General features: G+C 40.8%; 17 protein-coding genes. 7 read left to right on the plus strand and 10 right to left on the minus strand.

All coding sequences use genetic code 11. The features are described 5' to 3' along the window. Positions 1 to 266 precede the first annotated feature (266 nt). Positions 267 to 605: a DUF805 domain-containing protein gene (locus BM378_RS16040; RefSeq protein WP_065979958.1), complete on the plus strand. Its 339-nt coding sequence runs from the start codon at positions 267 to 269 to the stop codon at positions 603 to 605. Between the two features lie 54 nt (positions 606 to 659). On the opposite strand, the gene BM378_RS16045 is transcribed toward BM378_RS16040, so the two are convergent. Next, positions 660 to 1,832, minus strand: coding sequence for a putative manganese transporter (locus tag BM378_RS16045; protein WP_074989594.1), 1,173 nt, complete (start codon positions 1,830 to 1,832; stop codon positions 660 to 662). A gap of 71 nt (positions 1,833 to 1,903) precedes the next feature. After that, positions 1,904 to 3,529: a M28 family metallopeptidase gene (locus BM378_RS16050; protein WP_036968276.1), complete on the minus strand. Its 1,626-nt coding sequence runs from the start codon at positions 3,527 to 3,529 to the stop codon at positions 1,904 to 1,906. A gap of 111 nt (positions 3,530 to 3,640) precedes the next feature. On the opposite strand from BM378_RS16050, the gene BM378_RS16055 reads away from it, so the two are divergent. The 4 genes from BM378_RS16055 (at position 3,641) to BM378_RS16070 (ending at position 9,650) form a co-directional block, all read left to right on the plus strand. Next, entirely contained in the window at positions 3,641 to 4,453 is an 813-nt protein-coding gene (locus tag BM378_RS16055; protein WP_036968279.1) for a DUF3025 domain-containing protein, read from the plus strand. Continuing rightward, entirely contained in the window at positions 4,450 to 5,238 is a 789-nt protein-coding gene (locus BM378_RS16060) for an ABC transporter ATP-binding protein (RefSeq protein WP_036968282.1), read from the plus strand. Before BM378_RS16055 ends, BM378_RS16060 begins: the two co-directional genes overlap by 4 nt. Next, positions 5,231 to 6,439 (plus strand): ABC transporter permease, encoded by a 1,209-nt coding sequence (locus BM378_RS16065; RefSeq protein WP_065979954.1) that lies wholly within the window; start codon positions 5,231 to 5,233, stop codon positions 6,437 to 6,439. Before BM378_RS16060 ends, BM378_RS16065 begins: the two co-directional genes overlap by 8 nt. Positions 6,440 to 6,611: 172 nt before the next feature. After that, the gene (locus tag BM378_RS16070) at positions 6,612 to 9,650 is read left to right on the plus strand and encodes an ATP-binding protein (protein ID WP_083422926.1); all 3,039 of its coding nucleotides are present in this window, start codon (positions 6,612 to 6,614) and stop codon (positions 9,648 to 9,650) included. A gap of 5 nt (positions 9,651 to 9,655) precedes the next feature. On the opposite strand, the gene BM378_RS16075 is transcribed toward BM378_RS16070, so the two are convergent. The 6 genes from BM378_RS16075 to BM378_RS16100 form a co-directional block, all read right to left on the minus strand. Next, positions 9,656 to 10,489 (minus strand): UDP-2,3-diacylglucosamine diphosphatase, encoded by an 834-nt coding sequence (locus BM378_RS16075; protein WP_036968287.1) that lies wholly within the window; start codon positions 10,487 to 10,489, stop codon positions 9,656 to 9,658. Positions 10,490 to 10,633: 144 nt separating this feature from the next. Continuing rightward, positions 10,634 to 12,358: a proline--tRNA ligase gene (locus BM378_RS16080; protein WP_036968292.1), complete on the minus strand. Its 1,725-nt coding sequence runs from the start codon at positions 12,356 to 12,358 to the stop codon at positions 10,634 to 10,636. A 113-nt stretch (positions 12,359 to 12,471) separates the two neighbouring features. After that, positions 12,472 to 13,176 (minus strand): tRNA (N6-threonylcarbamoyladenosine(37)-N6)-methyltransferase TrmO, encoded by a 705-nt coding sequence (gene tsaA / locus BM378_RS16085; protein WP_036968295.1) that lies wholly within the window; start codon positions 13,174 to 13,176, stop codon positions 12,472 to 12,474. Between the two features lie 98 nt (positions 13,177 to 13,274). Then, positions 13,275 to 13,847, minus strand: coding sequence for an outer membrane beta-barrel protein (locus tag BM378_RS16090; protein ID WP_036968298.1), 573 nt, complete (start codon positions 13,845 to 13,847; stop codon positions 13,275 to 13,277). Between the two features lie 207 nt (positions 13,848 to 14,054). Beyond that, positions 14,055 to 14,519: an acyl-CoA thioesterase gene (locus BM378_RS16095; RefSeq protein ID WP_074989595.1), complete on the minus strand. Its 465-nt coding sequence runs from the start codon at positions 14,517 to 14,519 to the stop codon at positions 14,055 to 14,057. 366 nt (positions 14,520 to 14,885) lie between these two features. Beyond that, positions 14,886 to 16,532, minus strand: a complete 1,647-nt coding sequence (locus BM378_RS16100; RefSeq protein ID WP_036968302.1) for an electron transfer flavoprotein-ubiquinone oxidoreductase — start codon at positions 16,530 to 16,532, stop codon at positions 14,886 to 14,888. Between the two features lie 194 nt (positions 16,533 to 16,726). Here BM378_RS16100 and BM378_RS16105 point away from each other — a divergent pair, with 194 nt between their 5' ends. Both BM378_RS16105 and BM378_RS16110 read left to right on the plus strand, forming a co-directional pair. Then, entirely contained in the window at positions 16,727 to 17,476 is a 750-nt protein-coding gene (locus BM378_RS16105; protein WP_074989596.1) for an electron transfer flavoprotein subunit beta/FixA family protein, read from the plus strand. After that, entirely contained in the window at positions 17,477 to 18,403 is a 927-nt protein-coding gene (locus tag BM378_RS16110; protein ID WP_074989597.1) for an electron transfer flavoprotein subunit alpha/FixB family protein, read from the plus strand. It abuts the gene before it with no gap. 318 nt (positions 18,404 to 18,721) lie between these two features. Here the strand turns inward: BM378_RS16110 and BM378_RS16115 are convergent, their stop codons facing one another. After that, positions 18,722 to 19,651 carry a PstS family phosphate ABC transporter substrate-binding protein gene (locus tag BM378_RS16115; protein WP_074989598.1) on the minus strand — a complete coding sequence of 310 codons (930 nt, stop codon included), beginning with the start codon at positions 19,649 to 19,651 and terminating at the stop codon, positions 18,722 to 18,724. A gap of 160 nt (positions 19,652 to 19,811) precedes the next feature. After that, the gene (gene asnS, locus BM378_RS16120; protein WP_036968310.1) at positions 19,812 to 21,209 is read right to left on the minus strand and encodes an asparagine--tRNA ligase; all 1,398 of its coding nucleotides are present in this window, start codon (positions 21,207 to 21,209) and stop codon (positions 19,812 to 19,814) included. Positions 21,210 to 21,350 lie beyond the last annotated feature (141 nt).

Raw genomic sequence — 21,350 nt, forward strand, 5'->3', positions numbered from 1 at the left:
AGCTACGGCTTAATGCCAGTCAGTTAAGCAGTTTTTTGAATAAATATGTGAATATTATTCAGTTAAAGCTGCTTAAAGCAGGTGGGGATAAAATTAGCTAAAGACCATATAGCAAAAGGGCTACAGTAAGATTTTTATAAATCATCGCTGTAACCCTTTATTTTATTGGTTTTTCCTTAACTGATCTGCATTAAGCTACGGCTGGTTTTTTTATGTATGATGTTTAAGTGAATGTGTATAAATAACGATATTTTACAAGGAATTAAATGGAGCACTTTAAAGAAGCGTTGAATAGATATGCCGACTTTACCGGGCGCATACGTCGTCAGTCATATTGGATGTTTATCCTCTTTTACCTGCTATTTGCGATGCTTTGCGGCTTAATTGATAGCTTACTGGGCGAAGAGATTATTAGCAGTATTTATGCATTAGCGCTTTTTATACCATCATTAAGTGCAACCACCAGACGTCTTCATGATACTGGCCGGTCAGGTTGGTGGCAGCTTTTGTATTTATTACCTGTTGTTGGTGTGCTTATCGTTATTGTGTTCTGTGTTTTAGACTCAGAAAAAGAACACAATCAGTACGGCCCATGTCCTAAATAGCACGCGTCGCACAATGCCCTGTTTTCATAGGGCATTGTGCGTTTAATCTCTACACTAAAGACCGTAAAAATATAAACCGTAACCAACAATCAAGGCTGGGATAGACGAATAAACAGTGGCGACCACTGCGGCTCGTGGAGCCAGCGCTATTGCAGGGAACAGGGCATCACCATCATTAGAGATTGCATTTGCAGCCATCGCGCTAAACGGAATAATGCCTTGAATATAAAGAGTCATAACCACAATTTGTGGTCCGCAACCCGGAAGCAGTCCTATGGCAACAGCTATCAAGGGGGCTAAATAGGCATAGTCAGAAAACCAACCAGTCAGGTCAACACCCACCACATTAACAAAAATCTCAAATACCATAAACGAAGCGACAACCCAGGCAGTAACGAAGTGTGTATCCATCAAGACTTTCGTTAACTTTGAAGGCGGGGTGCAGGGCGCTTCTTCGCTGGTAATTTGTTTGTAATTTTGACCTTTTGACGACAACGCCCAGATAACAACCACAAACAAGGCCATTATCGATCCAAACACACTGATGATATCGATAATAGGTTGGCTAAAAAGAGTTTTTTCAACATTCATAGCAATTAAAAAAGCGATGATCACACTTGGGATCAGTGAAAACTTCCAAATAGGTCGGCTAAATTGGATTGCTTTTGGCTGACATTGTGGCTCTTCAATATAGTCGCTTGGCTGTGAAGGCTGAAAGCGGTGCCGACTATGAAAAAGGTTAACGATTTGTCCGCTGATGATGCCCACACACACGCCTAAAAACATCATAATAAGGCCATCAAGTGGGCGGGTTGCGAGTAGTAAAAATGCAGCATCACCCATTGTGGCTGTTAATACCGCAACCACAGAACCAAAGCTTGCTTGTCGTTTAGTAAATTGAGTGACAACAATGATTGCTCCGCCACAACCGGGTAATGCGCCCAATATAGAGGCAAAGCTCACCTCTAAAAAACCAGATCTTGCGTGTAAATAGCTTAATTGCAGTTGGGGAAGGCGATCAATTAAATAGTAATAGATTAATAGGGTTGCGGCTACGAAAACAGAAACCTGAAAAAAAGCATCGCTTAATGCTTGTAAGGTAAACCCGCGAGTTGCTGGTACAACAAGGGCAATAAGAATTAAAAGGGGCAAGAATAAGCGCTTATTGTCCGTAATATAACACCTCGCTTTTTGAGAAAAGAATCTCGATTGTGTTAATAAAATCATACAGTGCAACCTAAAAATTAATCAGATTACACTGTATTATTACTTTAAATGAAAATCAATATCATTTGCATCTATTTGCGTTGGAATTCTGAGCTCTCATTCCATTTAGGCCATTCTTCACGCTCAGAGATATCAAAACCAACTTGATAGAATAACTGAAGGTCTTGAACTGCGCCTGAAAGATCCCATTCATCACGGTAACGATCGCAAGGTTGATGATAACAACCACGAAGCACTAAACTCATGCGCTTGCGGTAAGTGGCCGTTTCTTCATCAAAAGCAACACTTCCACCGCCTGCATACATTGCAGGCACGCCCATGTTTGCAAATGCAAAATGATCTGAGCGGTAGTAGCCACCTGATGAAGGTTTAGGATCGCCCGAAACAGTTCTATCTTGTGCCTTAGCTGCCGTTTCTAATAACGTGTCCATTTCTGACTTACCAATACCAACAACACTGATATCTTTTACTTTACCGAGCAAGTTCAAGCTATCCATATTAATGTTAGCAACAGTATTTTTAGCAGGAATAACGGGGTTAGCAGCGTAATACTTAGAGCCAAGTAAGCCTTGCTCTTCAGCGGTAACAGCTAAAAAGGTCATTGAGCGGCTAGGGTGCTTCGGTAAACTTGTAAATGCTTCAGCAACCTCAATTAAACCCGCAGTACCTGTCGCATTATCGTGCGCACCGTTATAAATCTGATCACCTTTACGGGTTTTATCAGTGCCTAAGTGATCCCAGTGAGCTGAGTATATAACATGCTCGTCTGGTTTTTCGCTGCCAGGCAGAGTCGCAATAAAGTTATATGAAATCGACTTTTTAATTGTATTATTTACAGTTACGCTTGCGGTTAAATCGCCCATATCAACATGGTATGCACCTTTAGCTGCGTTGGCTTTCATGGTATCGAAGTCTAAGCCTGCTTTTGTGAAAAGCTCTTTAGCGACATCTGTCGTTACCCAACCTTCAACAGCAACACGGTCCATATTGTTGTTTTCTTTTTGAAAACCAAACTGTTCGCCACTCCATGAGTTTTCAACCACAGACCAAGGATAAGAGGCCGGTGCGGTTTCGTGAATAATAATTGCACCTGCGGCACCTTGGCGGCTCGCTTCTTCATATTTATACGTCCAACGACCATAATAGGTCATCGCATCGCCGGTAAATAGCGCCGGATCTTTTGTAGCAAAACCAGGGTCGTTGACCAGCATAACCACTGTTTTACCTTCAACGTCTAAGCCTTCGTAGTCGTTCCAGTTATATTCAGGGGCGTTAACACCGTAACCAACAAACACGAGTTCAGAATCTTTGATGCTTTGTTGTGCGCTGATACGGCTACTGCCCATGACCATGTCTTTTTTATACTCATAATCTTTACCACCGATAGTAAGGACCATGTTAGGGTCGGCTTCAAGGGATACCAGAGGCACTTCTTGTAAGAAGCTATCACCATTACCTGGTTGGTAACCAAGCGCTTTGAATTGCTCTGTTAGGTAAGCAAGGGTTAATTCTTCACCTTTTGATGAAGGTGCACGACCACCAAACTCATCTGAAGCAAGCACTTTAATATGCTCAGCTAATTGTGCTGAATTAATGCTTTGATAGGCTTTTTCTACATCATCAGAAGTAATACTTGTTGAAGCACAGCCTGCAAGAATAGCGCTTGCGAGTACTGTCATTGGAAAATAGCGTTTCATAATAGCTCTTTTTTTGTTTTAAGATGGCAATAGTATATGAGGTTCTATTAATGAGAACCAGTTTTTACGGTAAACTAGCGTAAAGCTTCAAGAAGTTAAATGTAATAGCCCATGAAACGATTTACACCGCCAGAGCAGTGGTCAACACAGTATTTAACCACCGGCGCATTTGCCGACTTAGCCGATTTATTCAAAATTCATGAATTGACTGATTGGCCGAGTTGCCAATGGTTTTCACAATTTTTAAATGCCACAACGTCGCAAGGCCAAGCTATTCGCTTTGTTGAAGACGAGCAGTTTGCTGATGAAAGCCGTTACTATGAACAAATTATATTCGAAACGGGCCACGTGCCGACGCGGCAACAGAATTGGCACGATCTCTTTGGTGGGTTTATTTGGTGTTTGTTTCCAAAAACAAAGTCACTGATAAACCATCAACATATTGAAGAAATTAAACTACATGGTCTAAAAGAGCGAAGTAAACACCGAAACGCCCTAACATTGTTTGATGAATGTGGTGTTGTGCTTGCAATTACACACACGCAATGGCAACAACAATTGCGTGATCATCAATGGGAACATGCATTTGTTGATAAGCGCGAAGAATGGGGGCGCACTATTCGTCCTTATATGTTTGGTCATGCAAATTATGAAATGCTCACTCAACCTTATATAGGTTTGACAGGCAAGGCGTTGTTTATCGTTGTTCCTGATGACATATTTTGTAAAGATTTAAGCAGTCAATATGCATATCTAGATCAACGCCTTTATGAGATGATTAAGTTTGATGATTGTTTGCGTGATAATAAAAACTTATCGCCACTCCCTTTGTTAGGTGTGCCAGGGTGGTGGACCGACAATGAAAATCCAGAATTTTACAGTAATACAGATTACTTTAGACCGAAACGAAGGAAACGAACATGATTGAAGTAGCAGGGCTTAAAAAGAAATTTAAGCTGACGAAAGATCATAAAAAAAACAACACGGATAAAATCGATCCCCGTGAAGATAAGCAATTTTTTCACTCTGTAAGAGATGTCAGTTTTCACTGCGATAAAGGTGAAGTATTGGGTTTACTTGGTCCAAATGGTGCGGGTAAAACAACGACACTTAGAATGATTTCTACCGCATTGAAACCAGATGAGGGCAGTATTACTATCTCTGGTCACGATATTGTTAAAAAGCCATTGATTGGACGAAAATCAATTGGCTTTTTATCAGGCAGCACTGGCTTGTATGGGCGATTAACCGTCAAAGAAAATGTAGAATACTTTGCACGCCTGCATGGTATGAATAAAAAACTGATTGCATCACGTTGTGACGAATTGTTTACTTTACTCGATATGCACAGTTTTATTGATAAACGCGCCGAAAACCTTTCTACAGGTATGAAACAAAAAGCCAATATAGCGCGTGCAGTGATCCACCAGCCAGACGTCGTCATACTTGACGAGCCAACCACTGGCCTTGATATTATGACCACACAAACCGTTATTAACTTTATTAAAGGCCTGAAAGAGCAGGGCACACCGGTTATTTTTTCAACGCATCATTTAGATGAAGTCGCCTTGTTATGTGACCGTGTCGCAGTAATTAATCAAGGACTTAGCTGCTTTGATGGCACGTTAGATGAATTTAAACAAACAGGACAAAGTGACGTGCTGAACCAAGCGTTTATGAATATTTTAACGGAGAGTCGTGATGTTTGAAGTATTTAAAAAGGAATTAAAAGAGCTATTACGCGACCGTAAAACACTCATATTTGTGGTTGCGCTACCTGTTGCTATTTTTCCATTGTTATTTGCAATTATGGCCTTTATTAGCTCGCAAGCTGCGTTAGAGGCTGAGCAAGAAGTGCATACCTACGCCATTATTAATGGTCAATACGCACAAGAGTTTACAGATAAAGTTTTTTATCATAAAAGCTTTTCACAGTATAAAGGCGAAGAAACGTTCAATTCAGTTGAAGATTTAACAAATGCAGTTAAAGCTGGCACGATTGACATGGGGATATACTTACCCTCAGATGCCAAACAAACATTAGATAATGCCAAACAGAGTGAATGGCAAGTCGTGTATAACGATGCAAAAGCGATTAACTTTTTGTTTGACCGTGTAAAAGAACTTGCCAAAGAGTATGGCGATAAACTGCGTACTACCAAGCTGTTAAGTTTTGGTGTATCAGAGCAGCAACAGGCTGCGATTATCGAGCCTATAAAAGTCGTGAAAGTGGATACGGCTGATAAACGTGAAAATCTGGGTGAAAAAATTGGCGGGTTTATTCCTTATTTATTGATCCCACTGGTTTTAATGGGCGCAACCTACCCAGCGATTGATTTAGGTGCGGGAGAAAAAGAGCGCGGTACGCTGGAAACTCTTTTACTTACGCCAATCACGCGTACGCAGCTGGTTCTTGGTAAATTTATTACATTACTCGCTTCATCTATCGCAACAACGACGATTACGGTACTCAGTATGGGAATTTGGGTGTCTGTTGCTATCGCATTTGTTGATTTAGCCGTTGTTAAAACAGCATTTAGCTCATTAACTGTGTTTGATTTGGGATTGATTTTTATATTACTCGTTCCAATTGCGGCCATTTTTTCATCGCTTGCGCTCGCGATTTCTATTTACGCACGTACCTTTAAAGAAGCACAAAACTACATGGCACCGCTGAGTATTGGGGTTATTTTCCCGATTATGATTGCGCTAATGCCTAACGTAGAGCTCACCAGCAAAACGGCGTTTATTCCGGTAACGAATGTTGCTTTAGCGATTAAAGAGATTATTAAAGGCACTGTTGATTACACCCTCGTTGGGCTCATTTTCTTAGCCACCGTTATTGTAGCGGGGGCGTTATTGGCTTTCTGCGTTAAGTGGTTTAATAAAGAAGACGTGCTATTTAGATAGTCAATAAGTCAGTTATTTATACGATTAAAAGCACCGTTTTGGTGCTTTTTTCGTTTCTAGCGAACGCTGCTGTAGGTAGTCATAATTAATTATAATTTTTTATCTTTCCCCCATCTTTATCATGAAATTCTCCTATACTATTTACAAGGTGGTAAATAAGGCTTTTTGTTCAATGGATTCTGAAAAATTATCGCGTTTAATAGTGCTACACAAGTTACCTATATTTGCATTTATTGTCCTTGTCATAATGGCGTGCTTAGCAACCGTAAAATATGAAATTGATACGCGTGAAGATGTCTACAAACGAACTTATGAGCAAATGCAGCGAGAGCTTTCAGCAAAAAAGTCGACCTTTACTACGACGTTAAGAGAGAATATTTCAGCTTTAAACTTCCTTGATGCAACCCCGCCGATCATGGCGATTATGCGGGCCACAAATGAAAATAATATCGACCCTGTGTTAGGCACGCCCATTTCAGCCTGGAAAGACCGCTTAGCTAAAATATTTAGCGGGTTTATGGCAACCGACAAAGATTTAGCGCAAGCACGCTACATATATGTCGCTGATAACGGCAAAGAGGTTGTACGTGTAGACAACATAAACGGCAAAGTCAGCCGTATTGCTGAGCAAAATTTACAGCACAAAGGTCAGCGTGATTACATGCAAATCACCCGTCAATTAACTAATGGCCATATTTATGTGTCACCTATTAATTACAATCGTGAAAACGGCGCACTTCAAGTGCCTTATGTAAGCACGTACCGAGTCTCTAAGCTGACTAACGATGCCAATGGTGACCCTTTCGCGGTGTTAATCATTAACTATTATGCAGACGATTTAATTCAAGGCTTAATAGAAGGAACCCCGCGAAAATTTAATGTTTTTCTTTTAAATGCAAAACAACAATTTATCTATCATCCAAATGAAGCATACCGTTTTAGTTTTGAAAAAGGCGATGCGCATTTTTGGTACGAAGAATTTAATAGTAATCATGATATGGCTCACGTTGATCTCTTTGACGTGGTGAACTTACCTGACAGGCTTTTTTTGAAAGAGGAGATAGCATTTCAAAATGGTATTCAAATGGAGCCGTTAACGATAGCAGTGGCAATTGATACTGAAAACTTACTGTATGAAATAAAGCAAAAGCGCTACAGATTTATAGCCATGCTCTGTTTGATCATTGTAGTAGTCGTTATCTTGTTCATTATTTACCAGCGAGATATTAATCGTAAACTCGAGCTAAGCTTTCTTAAGGAGAAGAATAGCAAAATAATCGAAAGCTCATCCGATGCCATTATTATGATAAAAGCAAACGGTGTTATCGATAATGCGAATAAAACAGCGAAAGAGTTTTTTGGTATTGAAGAGCAACACACCCAATTTGATGAATTATTTAACTACAATGACGAAGATTTTCAGGGCATTGCTCAGGCACTTAAAGAAGAAAAACGGTGCTCATTCGAAGCGATACATATTGCCGATGAAAATACCCACTACTTTTCGATTACCATGGCTCCTATTTTTGATGCGGCTAATCAAGAATTTCAAATTGCGGCAATATTACGCAATATTGATTCGCTGAAATGTGCTCAACATCAGCTTGAAAAGCTCAATGGTTCACTGGAAGAAAAAGTAAAGATGCGCACAGCCGAGCTTGAAGAAGCAACCGAAAAAGCATTAGCGGCAAGTAAAGCTAAAAGTCAGTTTGTTGCCAATATTTCCCATGAAATTCGGACCCCGATGAATGGTGTACTCGGTATGCTAGAAATGCTTGAAGAAGAACTGCTTACCCCACAGCAAAAAAAATATTTACATTACGCGAATAGTAGCGCTAATTCTTTAATGACGCTGATAAACGATATTCTTGATTTTTCGAAAATCGAGGCAGGCAAACTCGATTTAGACTGTCACGAATTTGATCTGGTATCTGTGTGCAGTGATTTAGTGACATCGATGGCAGTGCAAGGACAGAAAAAAGGCATTGAAGTACTTTTTGATTGCAGTGGCATTGCACGAAGAACGGTTATGGGTGACAGTCATCGACTAAAACAAATCTTAAATAACCTGTTAAGTAACGCCTTTAAATTTACCCACCAAGGGCATGTTAGCCTGACAGTTACACAGCTGTCTGTTGAGAAAAATAAGCTAATGTTGAATTTTTCGGTGTGTGATACTGGAATTGGAATTTCAAAAGAGAATCAAGATAAGCTATTTGAGGTGTTTACCCAAGAAGATTCGAGTACAACGCGTCATTACGGTGGAAGCGGCCTTGGTTTGTCAATCAGTCGCAAGTTATCGCAACTTATGGGCGGTGATATCACAGTAGAAAGCGAAAAAGGTAAGGGCAGCTGTTTTATCGCAAGTGTTTGTGTCGCACCTTCAGACACATCCATACAACACAGTGTAATTGCTGCATTACCTGAAAAACGGATGGGTATCGCGGTGCAGTACGATAAATTGGCAACTAACCTTGAAAAACAACTTACTGTACTATCAGAGCCAGCACCCAAACAGCTACTTAGGTTAAATAACGTGACAGAGGCTGAACTTAAGTTACTTGATTTAGTGATTGTTGAGCACAAACATCCCTTATTCGAGCTAGTGTTGAATTGGGCGAAAAATCATCTGCAAAAACATGCACTCATCTTAGGGGTTATGTCGTCACTTGCCAAAAAATATGACTTACCAGCTAATGTAATGGTGATTGCAAAGCCCATTACGCCTGATGAATTAAGCTATCGATTAGCGCTATTATTGAATAATAGTCAGCAGTTTGTTGAGCATGTTAAAAGCACAGATAAAGAGCAAGTTAGAATTGATTTGAGCGATAAACATATTCTTATTGTTGATGATAATTTAATTAATATTGAAGTGAGTAAAGCCATCCTTCGCGACAGCAATGTGACTATTGAATCAGCCAATGATGGCTTTGAAGCATTAGAACTTTTGAAAAATAGTAAGACAATATTCGATTTAATTTTAATGGACTGTCAAATGCCCAACTTAAATGGTTATGACTGCACAAAGGAAATCAGACAAGGTAAAGCAGGCGATGCTTATCAAGATGTGATCATCATTGCGATGACAGCCAGTGCCATGGCTGGCGACAGAGAAAAGTGTTTAAGTGTTGGCATGAACGATTACATTACAAAACCCATTAAGCAAGCCACATTACGCAATAAATTGTCGATGTGGCTCAAAGGTTAAACAGCTTATGCCGCATCTTGGCTTTTGTCGAAGGCGGGGGTTGGGTTTAGTTTGCTGATATCTGCAGAGTGAATGACTTTTTGTGTTTCGCTCCAATGTAGCAACTCAATTTTTCCGCAACTGTTTTCAACAAGCGCTGTGCAGTTTTCTATCCAATCTCCGTCATTGCAATACACAATATCATCGACAATTTTCACCGCAGGGTGATGAATATGGCCACATATAATGCCATCAACGCCTTGTTTTTTTGCTTCATGAATTGCTGCATTTTCAAAGGCTTCAATTGCTGCACGTGCTTTGTGTACACGTGCTTTGATCCACGAAGCAAGTGACCAGTAATTCCCTCCAAACAAACGTCTAATTCGGTTTGTCCAGCGGTTTAAAAAGAGTAAAAAATCGTATCCAGCATCACCCGCTATGCTAATTAGCTTGTTGTAACGGGTTGCTGAATCAAAGTCATCACCGTGCAAAAGCAAAAAACGTTTATTCGCCTTCGTGGTGTGTATATATTTTTTATGAACTTCTATACCAAATAATGACTCGTTGGCGTAATGACGAAAAGTTTCATCATGGTTTCCTGGTATGTAAATAACACGCGTGCCGTCTTTGGCTTTTTTTTGAATAAGCGCAAGTACATCATAGTGACTTGGGTGCCAGAAAAACTGCCGTTTCATTGACCATAAATCAACTATATCGCCAACAAGGTAAAGTACATCACATTCGATAGAATTTAAAAAGTTTAATAAATACTGAGCTTGGCAGTCTTTGTAACCTAAGTGAACGTCGGAAATCCAAACGGCAGGATAGTGAGTTTTATTACTGCTAGTTGTGTTATTCATGGCATTTACTCATGGTGTAATAAGCTAAATGCTAGGGATAGAAGGTGACATTAAAAAGACGGTTTAGCGAAACAACTATGACAAAGTGCTCATGGTCAAAAAAACCGCCGAAGCGGTTTTTTTAACTGAGATAGCGTAAAAGGTTTAGCCTTTTACTAATGCCGCAATTTCAGCGATTGCAGTGTCTAAATCAAGCATGAGCTTTTCACCCGTACGACGGTTTTTAAGCTCAACTTTATTTTCATCTAGATTTCGTTCACCAATGACCAGTGTGTAAGGCACACCGAGTAATTCCATGTCGTTGAACATAACACCTGGACGCTCTTTACGGTCATCAAATAACACATCGATACCTTGCGCTTTTAGACCGTCATATAAGTTGTTTGCAATATCAGGAATACGATGAGATTTATGCATGTTCATAGGAACGATGGCTAAATCAAACGGTGCAATAGGTTGTGGCCATTTAATACCGTATTCATCATTATTTTGTTCAATGGCTGCGGCAACGATACGCGATACACCAATACCATAACAACCCATTGTCATGATCTGATTTTTACCTGACTCGCTTAATACACCTGCTTTCATAGCTTCAGAGTATTTAGTACCCAGTTGGAAGATATGACCAACCTCAATACCGCGTTTAATTTGTAACGTACCTTGGCCACATGGGCTAGGATCGCCTTCAACAATATTACGAATATCGGCAACTTCATAGTTTTCAACATCGCGGTCCCAATTAATGCCGCTAAAGTGCTCACCATCTTTGTTTGCACCGGCAACAAAGTCAGCCATTACATTGGCAGTGCGGTCTACAATAATAGGCATGTTTAGACCAACAGGGCCTAGTGAGCCTGGTTTCGCGCCAATCGCCGCAACGATGTCTTCTTCTTTAGCCATTTCAAGAGGTGAATCAACAAGCGGGTGTTTCTCTGCTTTTAGTTCATTTAATTCATGATCACCACGTACGATAAGAGCCACTAAACCACGTTGTTCGTTTTCATCAGGTGCGCCATACACAATCAGTGTTTTAACGCCACGATGAGGTTTAACCCCGTAATGCTCTTTTAGCTCAGCAATTGTTTTTGCATCTGGCGTAGGGAATGCCTTAAGCTCTTTTGTCGCTGCTGGACGTGCATCTGTTGGTGCAAGCGCTTCAGCTTTTTCGATATTTGCTGCGTAATCACTTGCATCACTGAATGCAATGGCATCTTCACCAGATTCAGCCAGTACATGAAACTCATGCGACACGCTGCCACCAATAGAGCCGGTATCAGCAATAACTGGACGGTAATCAAGACCCAGACGCTCAAAGATATTGCAGTATGCTGTGTGCATTACTTGGTATGTTTTTTCTAAACACTCGTCACTTAAATGGAAAGAATACGCATCTTTCATGGTGAATTCGCGTGCACGCATCACACCAAAACGAGGACGCACTTCATCACGTACTTTTGTCTGTACTTGATAAAGAGTCAGTGGAAGTTGTTTATATGAGCTTACTTCTTTACGAACGAAATCAGTGATAACTTCTTCGTGCGTCGGACCAAGTGCGAATGGGCGATTGTGGCGGTCATTAATACGCAGTAATTCAGGACCAAATTGCTCCCAACGGCCCGATTCTTCCCATAAGTCAGCTGGCTGGATAATCGGCATTAGCATTTCGATTGCGCCGGCTTTATCCATTTCTTCACGTACAATGTTTTCTACTTTTTTCAGTACGCGTAAACCAGAGGGCAACCACGTGTATAAACCCGACGCAACGCGGCGGATCATGCCAGCTCGTAGCATTAATTGATGAGAAACAATCTCAGCATCAGACGGAGTTTCTTTAAGTGTTGCGAGTATATATTGACTGGTACGCATCTCTATTCCAAGTAGTGTTAAAATTATTATCGTTTACTCAAATCATTTGAGTAGTAACAAGGCGCTCAGTTTACCAGCGGAAGCGGTGACACTAAAGCGCTAACTGTTAAAAACTAGCATTTTTCGATACTGGTTACAGTATTATGGTCGCCAGTAACAAACCAACGAATATTAAAATCATATAATGTCATGCCGTAGCTTTGTGTTGATTCACGTTGCTTTTTGTAAGCAGGGCGTGGGTCTTGCTTTAACACATTGCTGATAAAGGCTTTTAATTCGGGATAATCGGTTTGTTTAGCGATAAAAGCAAGCGATTCTTCGCTAAATTCTACACTCATATCTGTTTCTGGGCGGGTGTCGGCAAAGCCAGCACTGGCCTCATGCATTGCATCTGAGTAAGGTAAATAGGGTTTGATGTCTAAAATAGGCGTGCCATCAAGTAAATCAATACCCGATAACAATAAGCTCAACTGGCCATTTTTGTATTCAATGCCTTCAAGTTTTACGGCACTCATACCGATTGCGTTGGGTCTAAACGTGGCACGCGTTGCAAATACACCTTTACGCTCGTTACCCCCTAAGCGAGGAGGGCGTACCATAGCTGAATAGCCTTTGTCTGCTGTTTCATGAAATCTAAATAGCAGCCAAATATGACTAAACTCATCGAGGCCACGCACAAATTCTTCACGATTGAAATCAGCTGTAAAAACGAGTTTTGCTTTTGCTTCGGGTACTAAACGTGGTTGCCGTGGTATGGCAAACTTTTGTTTATAAGGAGAATGGATATGCCCGACAGCCGTTAATTGATATTCGCTCATAATGCGTTGTAATTAGGAAAAACTGCCATCATTTTACATGCAAACACAAAAAAAGGCAGTCTGGGCTGCCTTTAAACATTTAAACTAAGTGGTCTAAATTAAAACATGTACTGAAAAGAGACCGATGCGACATCCATATCAGGGTCAATATCATCTTCAAGCTCATAACGCTCATACTCAAAACGTACTTGCATATTGGTAGTAAAAGCATACTCAATACCTGCGCCATAAAATACATCGCCGCCATCTGTATCTGCACTAATGCTGCCAAGATCACCTAAATCTTGTTCCACTTCGGCATCCCATTCAAGCCACCCGCCTTTCGCATACACTGAAAAGCTCTCAGTAATGGGGGCAGCAAGCCTCGCTGCGAGGGAAATACCATCAAGCTCTACTTTTGAATCAATGTCACTTGCTTCATCAAAGTTTTGATAGGCAAGCTCTAGGCTTAAGTACTTATTGAACTGTGTCCCTATGTAGCCTTTAAGCATTTGTGAATCATCATCGAAATCGGTGTCGTTTTCACTGTCTTCAAATTGGAAAGAGTATTGACCATAACCAATACCAGTATAAATACGAGGAGAATCCATTTCGGAAGTATCTGCATGGGCAGCATTATTAAAACCAAGTAGTGCTAAAGAAAGTGCAGAAATTGAAATTACTTTAATCATTTAATAGCTCCTTTAAAAAATAAATAAACGATGTATTCATATCGCTCGTAGGAACTATTGCACTGAATATGCCAATATATTTTATACGCTTAAAGTATTGGTTTTAACACTGTTTTAGGCTTTTTTTGCGCAGTATGATTAATCAGTGAGCAGCTGTTCAGTTTCATACGCGCAACAATTTCAATCAGCTATGTAGAAGTTACTTAACTACGCTTTTTGCAGTAATGTTTCTGTTTCAATGGCAATCTCTTTCATTTTAATTGCGTAGTTTTCGATTTTCTTTTCTTCATCAGTTTCAGCTGTGTAGGTCGGTACCGCGATAGGGTAACCCGCTTCATCCATTGCTATGAAACTAATAACACAGTGATTTGTTTCGACTAAGTTTTGTGTTTTAGGGTCGCCGCAACGCACTTGAATAAAAATTTGCATACTTGTTTTACCGGTATGCGCAATACTGGCGTTAACTTCAACAATTTGTCCGACAAGAATAGGGCGCTGGAATTTAACGCCAGCAACAGACACGGTGACACAGTAGTGACCGCTCCAACCCGCTGCACAGGCATAGCCTGCTTGGTCTATCCATTTCATTACAACACCTCCGTGTACTTTACCTCCAAAGTTCACATCAGTAGGCTCAGCTAAAAAACGAAAAGTTACACTTGATGACGGCATATATCACTCACTATAAATTTAAACACGACTAAGGGTTTGCTTACCTTTCAAGGTTAAATTTGCAGCAGTCTGTGTGCGATTCAGTCAAGGCAGCGGCTATGGCGTGTGGTTATCTCCATGAATAGCCGATAACGCAGCATCGAAACCAAACAGGCGCTACCCTTTGAGTTATGCTTAGTGGCGCTTTACTCTTTGTTGCTCGGTTTTTACTTAGCTCACTAGGTTACAAACCACGTGCCGTGATTAAAGCGTCCCAAGTTTGAACAAATCTTAATCTGCAAAGGTAAACAGATCTTAAGCATAGACTAAAAAAGGGGCCGAAGCCCCTGAATTTAGGATAAATAGTAATTAAATGAGTAACGTGCGTTACATATTAGGGTAGTTTGGTCCACCCGCACCTTCAGGCGTGACCCAGCAAATGTTTTGACTTGGATCCTTAATATCGCAGGTTTTACAATGCACGCAGTTTTGTGAATTGATCACAAACTCTTTTTGGCCTTCGATTTCTTGAACTTCATAAACCCCTGCAGGACAATAACGTTGTGCTGGTTCGTCAAACTTCACTAAATTTACGTTAATTGGAATGCTGTTGTCTTTGAGCTTTAAGTGACAAGGCTGAGATTCTTCATGGTTCGTATTTGATAAAAACACCGACGATAATTTATCAAAGCTCAGTTTGCCATCGGGTTTGGGATAACTAATCTTTTCGGCTCTGCTTGCATCAACAAGTGTTGCATAGTCAGGTGTATTGTCTTCAAACTTGAAGGGAAGTTTCCCTGCAAAGATATTTTGGTCAAGTGTGTTGTATGCGCCACCCAAAAATTTACCTAACTTGTGCATAACCGGGCCAAAGTTGCGTGATTGATACAGCTCTTTATAGGCCCAGCTTTGCTCAAATGCGGTTGCATATTCAGCTAAATCGCTATTTTCTTTGCCTTGAGCAAGCGCCTCAACAATCACATCGGCAGCGACCATGCCTGATTTCATAGCCGTGTGATTACCTTTAATTTTAGCAAAATTCAGTGTGCCGGCATCACACCCGACAATTAAGCCACCAGGAAAATGCATTTTTGGTAAAGAGTGCAGGCCGCCTTTTGCTATCGCACGAGCGCCATACGCAATACGTTCACCGCCCTCTAATACGTCTTTAAAGATTGGGTGATGTTTCATGCGTTGAAATTCATCAAACGGACTCAGGTGCGGGTTTGAGTAATTAAGGTCGACAATTAAACCAACCACAACTTGGTTGTTCTCGCTGTGATACATAAACGCACCACCGCTTGTATCACCCGTTAGTGGCCAACCAGTACCATGAACCACAGTACCTTGTTTATGTTTGCTTTCGTCAACGTGCCAAATTTCTTTAAAGCCTAAGCCGTAGTGCTGGGGTGATGCATCTTTATCAAGGGCAAAATGATTAATAAGCTCTTTGCCTAAATGACCACGGCAACCTTCAGCAAATACTGTGTATTTTGCTCTTAATTCCATGCCCGGCATATAGCCGTCTTTTTCATTACCGTCTTTATCAAGACCCATATCGCCGGTAATAATCCCTTTCACGGTGTCATCTTCGATAATTAACGAGTGCGCACTAAATCCGGGGAAAATTTCTACCCCTAGATTTTCTGCTTGTTCAGCTAAAAATCGACATACATTGCCCATCGAAACAATATAGTTGCCATCATTGTGGAACGTTTTGGGGCTCGCAAAGTGGGGGATGCTGGTGGCTTTTTCACTGTTATTAAACCAGTAAATGTCATCCTGAGTCACTTTTGTTGAAACAGGCGCTCCTAATGATTGCCAATCTGGGAGTAGCTCATCAAGTGCGCGTGTCTCGAATACCGCACCCGATAAAATATGCGCGCCCACCTCAGAGCCTTTTTCTACCACACAGATCATTAATTCTTGTTGTTTTTCTTGTGCTTGTTGTGCCAATCGAATAGCTGTTGATAAACCCGCTGGGCCTGCGCCTACGATAACAACATCAAATTCCATGGTTTCGCGTTCGACCATATAAACCTCTTATCAGTGACGGACCTGCATTAAAAGAACCGTATTTCATACTTGCAAATGAAACGTTACAGGCTGTGAATACTTTAAGGTTATTTTAGGTTGACGTTTACGTCAACAGGAAGTAGTCTGAAATCATAAAATAAATAAGTTGACGTAGACGTCAGCTTTAAGAACACACAATTGATGGAGTCACGATGAAAATCCTCGTTCCAATTAAAAGAGTAATTGACTATAACGTCAAAGCACGCGTTAAAGCAGATAAATCGGATGTTGATTTAGCTAATGTAAAAATGGCGATGAACCCGTTTTGTGAAATTGCAATTGAAGAAGCTATTCGTTTGAAAGAAGCAGGCACGGCAACAGAAGTTGTGGCTGTAACTATTGGTAATAAATCATCTCAAGAGCAATTACGTACAGCATTAGCACTGGGTGCAGATAAAGCGATTCATATCGAAACTGAAGAAAAACTAGAGTCGCTACACGTAGCGAAGCTATTAAGTAAGATTGTTGAGCAAGAGTCACCCGAGCTGGTTATTTTAGGCAAACAATCGATTGATTCAGACAATAATCAAACAGGTCAAATGCTCGCTGCTTTAACAGGACGTGGCCAAGGTACTTTTGCCTCTAAAGTTGATGTGCAATCAGGTACTGTGAATGTTACGCGTGAAGTAGATGGTGGTTTACAAACTGTCGCGCTTAAATTACCTGCCATTGTAACGACAGATTTACGCCTAAACGAGCCGCGTTATGCATCGTTGCCAAATATTATGAAAGCAAAGCGCAAACCGTTAGAGGTCATTGCTGCAGATAGCTTAGGTGTTGACCTTGCTCCGCGCATTCAGCTTGTTGAAGTTAATGAACCTGAAAAACGTTCAGCCGGTATTATCGTTGAAGATGTTGCGACGTTGGTTAAAAAGTTAAAAACAGAAGCGAAGGTGATCTAAATGAAAACATTAGTGATAGCTGAACACGACAACGGTGTTCTAAAGCCTGAAACACATAAAACAATGACCGCTGCTGTTAAATTAGGTTTTGACGTTGATTTATTATTAGCTGGTGAAAATCTAGCGGCTATGAGCGAAAAGGCAGCGTCGATCGCCGGTGTTAGCAATTTACTCGTTGCTGACGATACAGCATACGCTCACCAATTAGCTGAGAATGTGGCTGATCTTGTTTTATCTCTTAGTGACAATTATTCACACATTGTGGCAAGTGCTACGACAACGGGCAAAAACTTTATGCCACGTGTTGCGGCCTTATTAGATGTTGCGCAAATCTCAGAAATTATTGATGTGATTGATGCTGACACGTTCAAGCGTCCAATTTATGCGGGTAATGCAATTGCAACCGTTAAATCACTCGATACTAAAAAAGTAATCACTGTACGTGCAAGCAGCTTTGATGTGGCCGCTGAACAAGCCCCTGTTTCTGTCTCAGCGATTGATAGTAAAGGGTCTTCGGGCTTAAGCGAGTTTGTATCACAAGAACAAACTGAATCAGAGCGTCCTGAGCTCACGGCAGCACCGGTGGTTATTTCGGGTGGCCGAGGTATGCAAAATGGTGAAAATTTCGCGTTATTAAACGGTATCGCTGACAAACTAGGTGCGGCAATTGGCGCGTCTCGTGCTGCAGTTGACGCGGGCTTTGTGCCAAATGATATGCAAGTAGGTCAAACGGGTAAAATTGTTGCCCCTGATTTATACATTGCAGTAGGTATCAGTGGGGCCATTCAGCATTTGGCGGGTATGAAAGACTCAAAAGTCATTGTTGCAATAAATAAAGACCCTGACGCACCTATTTTCCAAGTGGCTGATTATGGTTTAGTTGCTGACTTATTTGATGTATTACCCGAGCTTGAAAACGCACTGTAATACATAACGATTCTGGTTGTTAAAAGCTGTTCACCTTCTAGGTGCGCAGCTTTTTTTATACTCGTTTCTGTCTGAATACGAGTAAGGGCGTTATAAATGTAACTAACGCGCGACTTTTCTTTATCGAAAATCGGCATGTTACATAAACTTGCTTTGGGACTTTATTTGCTCTGATTAGCTTTACCGGCTTTAACTGTTCCTTAGTACGGTTTAGACGAACTTTTACTGAGCTCAATAGACTGTTTTATTCGCCTACAAGTTTATGCGCCTTCAAGTTGTTTTTTAGACATAAGAGGTCTTCTATTGGTTACACCTCTATTAATTCACTGCTAAATACCCTTGGTTGCTCATTTTGGCTTGGACTTGTGGAGACTTTAAGAGCATTACTAGCTTTTCGCCAATCAGCTTAGAGCGGGGCGATTGGGTATTAACTATCAGAATTAACGGTCTTACAAATTCATAATCGCCATTTTCTATCGTTTCTTTGGAAGGTTTAACGTTATTAATTGATAACAGTGTTACTTTATTAATGCGTCTATCGTCTTCGAGTTTACTTATTGCACCGTAAGAGTCGTAGGCAATCGCGTTTGGAATCCGTTGAACAATGCCCAGCGCTTGGTTGAAATGGTCATATAGGCTCACTCGCTGGTTAGAAAACAAGCCTCTGTTGCCTGCATTTTTTAATCTTATGTAGTTTGTATCGGGGTCTTTAATGTAATCAAGTTCGAGAAACTCTAAAAACACATCAAAACTGCCGTGATGAGTCCCTTTACTAAAAAGTAGGATCTCATCATTTTTGTTACTTAATTTTGGTGTTTTTGATGACAGGCTAGACCACGTGTTTATTTTACCTTGGTAGATGTTTCTAAGCTCATTACTGGTCAGGTTGTCGATATTCAAAGAACTATTGATGAAAAAAGCAAGCGCATCTTGTGCAATCACAATTTGCTTTAAATAAGGCCACTTCTCTTGTTCAATCTTTGTGAGGTATCGTGAACTGCTGCCAACATCAATCACATTGTCGGCAATGGCTTTTATGCCTTTATCACTGCCCATGGGTCTAATTTGTATTGAGTTGCCAAAGCCATTGCGTAACTCGTCCTTAATTTCTACAAGCAGCTCTGTCACGGTCGTTGATCCTGCGATTAAAATCGGTTTCGCATTAACGGGTTCTTCAAGGGCAACCAAGCGGGGCGATAAGGTAAAAATAGCGGTGAGGGTTAATATCTTAAGAGAGTGTATGAGCATGTTTGATAATAGCCCCTTTATAAATCACTAACGTTGACTATAGAGTATAGATTGGCTTTTGTAATCATTATGCTGGTGATTTAATTGAGAAGGCTGCGTATTTATAGGTATAAAAAAACCAGCCAATTGGCTGGTTTTTAACACTAACATTTAAGCTTGCTTAGTAAGTCGCGCTGCCTTTAGTACGTGGGAATGCAATAACGTCACGTACGTTACCCATACCCGTTACATAAGCGACTAAACGCTCAAAGCCTAGGCCAAAACCAGAATGTGGTACTGTGCCGTATTTACGTAGGTCACGATACCAGCTGTAGTCTTCTTTATCTAAGCCCATTTCTTCTAAGCGTTGGTCAAGTACGTCTAAACGTTCTTCACGCTGTGAACCACCAATGATTTCGCCGATACCAGGCGCAACAACATCCATTGCTGCTACTGTTTTGCCATCTTCGTTTTGACGCATGTAGAAGGCTTTAATATCGCGTGGGTAGTTTTTAATAACAACAGGCGCATTAAAATGTTCTTCTGCTAAGTAACGCTCGTGCTCAGATTGTAAATCTACACCCCACTCAACAGGGAATTCAAACTGTTTACCACAGGCTTTTAAAATTTCGATAGCGTCAGTGTAATCAACTTGTGCAAAGTCTTTGGTTACAAACTCTTCTAAACGTGAAATGGCCGTTTTCTCAACACGTTGTGCGAAAAACTCCATGTCGTCACGGCGCTCAGTTAATACGGCATTAAAGACATACTTAAGCATATTTTCAGCAAGTTTTGCGATGTCTTCTAAATCAGCAAACGCAACTTCAGGTTCTACCATCCAAAATTCGGCTAAGTGACGCGATGTGTTTGAGTTCTCAGCACGGAAAGTAGGGCCAAAGGTATAGATTTTAGACATAGCAGACGCATACGTCTCACCGTTCAACTGACCAGATACAGTTAAGAATGCTTCTTTACCAAAGAAGTCTTCACTGTAATCGATATCGCCTTTATCTGTGCGTGGTAGATTTTGCATATCAAGTGTTGATACACGGAACATTTCACCGGCACCTTCACAGTCACTTGCTGTAATGATAGGCGTACTGATCCAGTAAAAACCTTGCTCATGATAAAAACGGTGAATAGCTTGTGCTAAACAGTTACGAACACGTGTTACTGCACCCATAATGTTAGTGCGTGGGCGTAGGTGCGCATGCTCGCGAAGGTATTCAATACTATGACGTTTAGCTGACATAGGGTAGGTGTCTGGGTTTTCTACCCAGCCTAATACTTCAACCGTGTTTGCTTGAATTTCAAACGACTGACCTTGGCCAGCAGATTGCACAAGCACACCTGTTACAGAAACAGAACAACCCGCCGTTAAACGTGTAACTTCATCATAATTATTAAGTGAATTAGGTACTACCGCTTGAATAGGATCAAAACACGAACCGTCATGAACGGCTAAAAATGAAATTCCTGCTTTTGAATCGCGGCGTGTACGGATCCAGCCTTTTACTGTTACTTGGCTGTCTACCGCAACCTTGCCTTTTAATAGCTCTGAAATCGCTAAATGGCTCATCTTCACTCCAATGATATAAGTTGCCTAATATTATAATGCTGTGCATTGCACTTGAATCGACTATCTTACCTTCGTAAATCAAATAAAAAAACTATTCCGGCACACTCTTTAGAAGTTTTTCTTCAATTGGATAAAATAGCA

Source organism: Pseudoalteromonas lipolytica (assembly GCF_900116435.1).
GTDB lineage: Bacteria > Pseudomonadota > Gammaproteobacteria > Enterobacterales > Alteromonadaceae > Pseudoalteromonas > Pseudoalteromonas lipolytica.

Coding starts and splice junctions, on each gene's coding strand:
- BM378_RS16045 (WP_074989594.1), bottom strand. CDS start 1,832: ATGATTTTATTAACACAATCGAGATTCTTTTCTCAAAAAGCGAGGTGT.
- BM378_RS16090 (WP_036968298.1), bottom strand. CDS start 13,847: ATGATTAAAGTAATTTCAATTTCTGCACTTTCTTTAGCACTACTTGGT.
- BM378_RS16100 (WP_036968302.1), bottom strand. CDS start 16,532: ATGGTCGAACGCGAAACCATGGAATTTGATGTTGTTATCGTAGGCGCA.
- BM378_RS16070 (WP_083422926.1), top strand. CDS start 6,612: ATGGATTCTGAAAAATTATCGCGTTTAATAGTGCTACACAAGTTACCT.
- BM378_RS16075 (WP_036968287.1), bottom strand. CDS start 10,489: ATGAATAACACAACTAGCAGTAATAAAACTCACTATCCTGCCGTTTGG.
- asnS (WP_036968310.1), bottom strand. CDS start 21,209: ATGAGCCATTTAGCGATTTCAGAGCTATTAAAAGGCAAGGTTGCGGTA.
- BM378_RS16040 (WP_065979958.1), top strand. CDS start 267: ATGGAGCACTTTAAAGAAGCGTTGAATAGATATGCCGACTTTACCGGG.
- BM378_RS16050 (WP_036968276.1), bottom strand. CDS start 3,529: ATGAAACGCTATTTTCCAATGACAGTACTCGCAAGCGCTATTCTTGCA.
- BM378_RS16105 (WP_074989596.1), top strand. CDS start 16,727: ATGAAAATCCTCGTTCCAATTAAAAGAGTAATTGACTATAACGTCAAA.
- BM378_RS16110 (WP_074989597.1), top strand. CDS start 17,477: ATGAAAACATTAGTGATAGCTGAACACGACAACGGTGTTCTAAAGCCT.
- BM378_RS16060 (WP_036968282.1), top strand. CDS start 4,450: ATGATTGAAGTAGCAGGGCTTAAAAAGAAATTTAAGCTGACGAAAGAT.
- BM378_RS16055 (WP_036968279.1), top strand. CDS start 3,641: ATGAAACGATTTACACCGCCAGAGCAGTGGTCAACACAGTATTTAACC.
- BM378_RS16080 (WP_036968292.1), bottom strand. CDS start 12,358: ATGCGTACCAGTCAATATATACTCGCAACACTTAAAGAAACTCCGTCT.
- BM378_RS16095 (WP_074989595.1), bottom strand. CDS start 14,519: ATGCCGTCATCAAGTGTAACTTTTCGTTTTTTAGCTGAGCCTACTGAT.
- BM378_RS16115 (WP_074989598.1), bottom strand. CDS start 19,651: ATGCTCATACACTCTCTTAAGATATTAACCCTCACCGCTATTTTTACC.
- tsaA (WP_036968295.1), bottom strand. CDS start 13,176: ATGAGCGAATATCAATTAACGGCTGTCGGGCATATCCATTCTCCTTAT.
- BM378_RS16065 (WP_065979954.1), top strand. CDS start 5,231: ATGTTTGAAGTATTTAAAAAGGAATTAAAAGAGCTATTACGCGACCGT.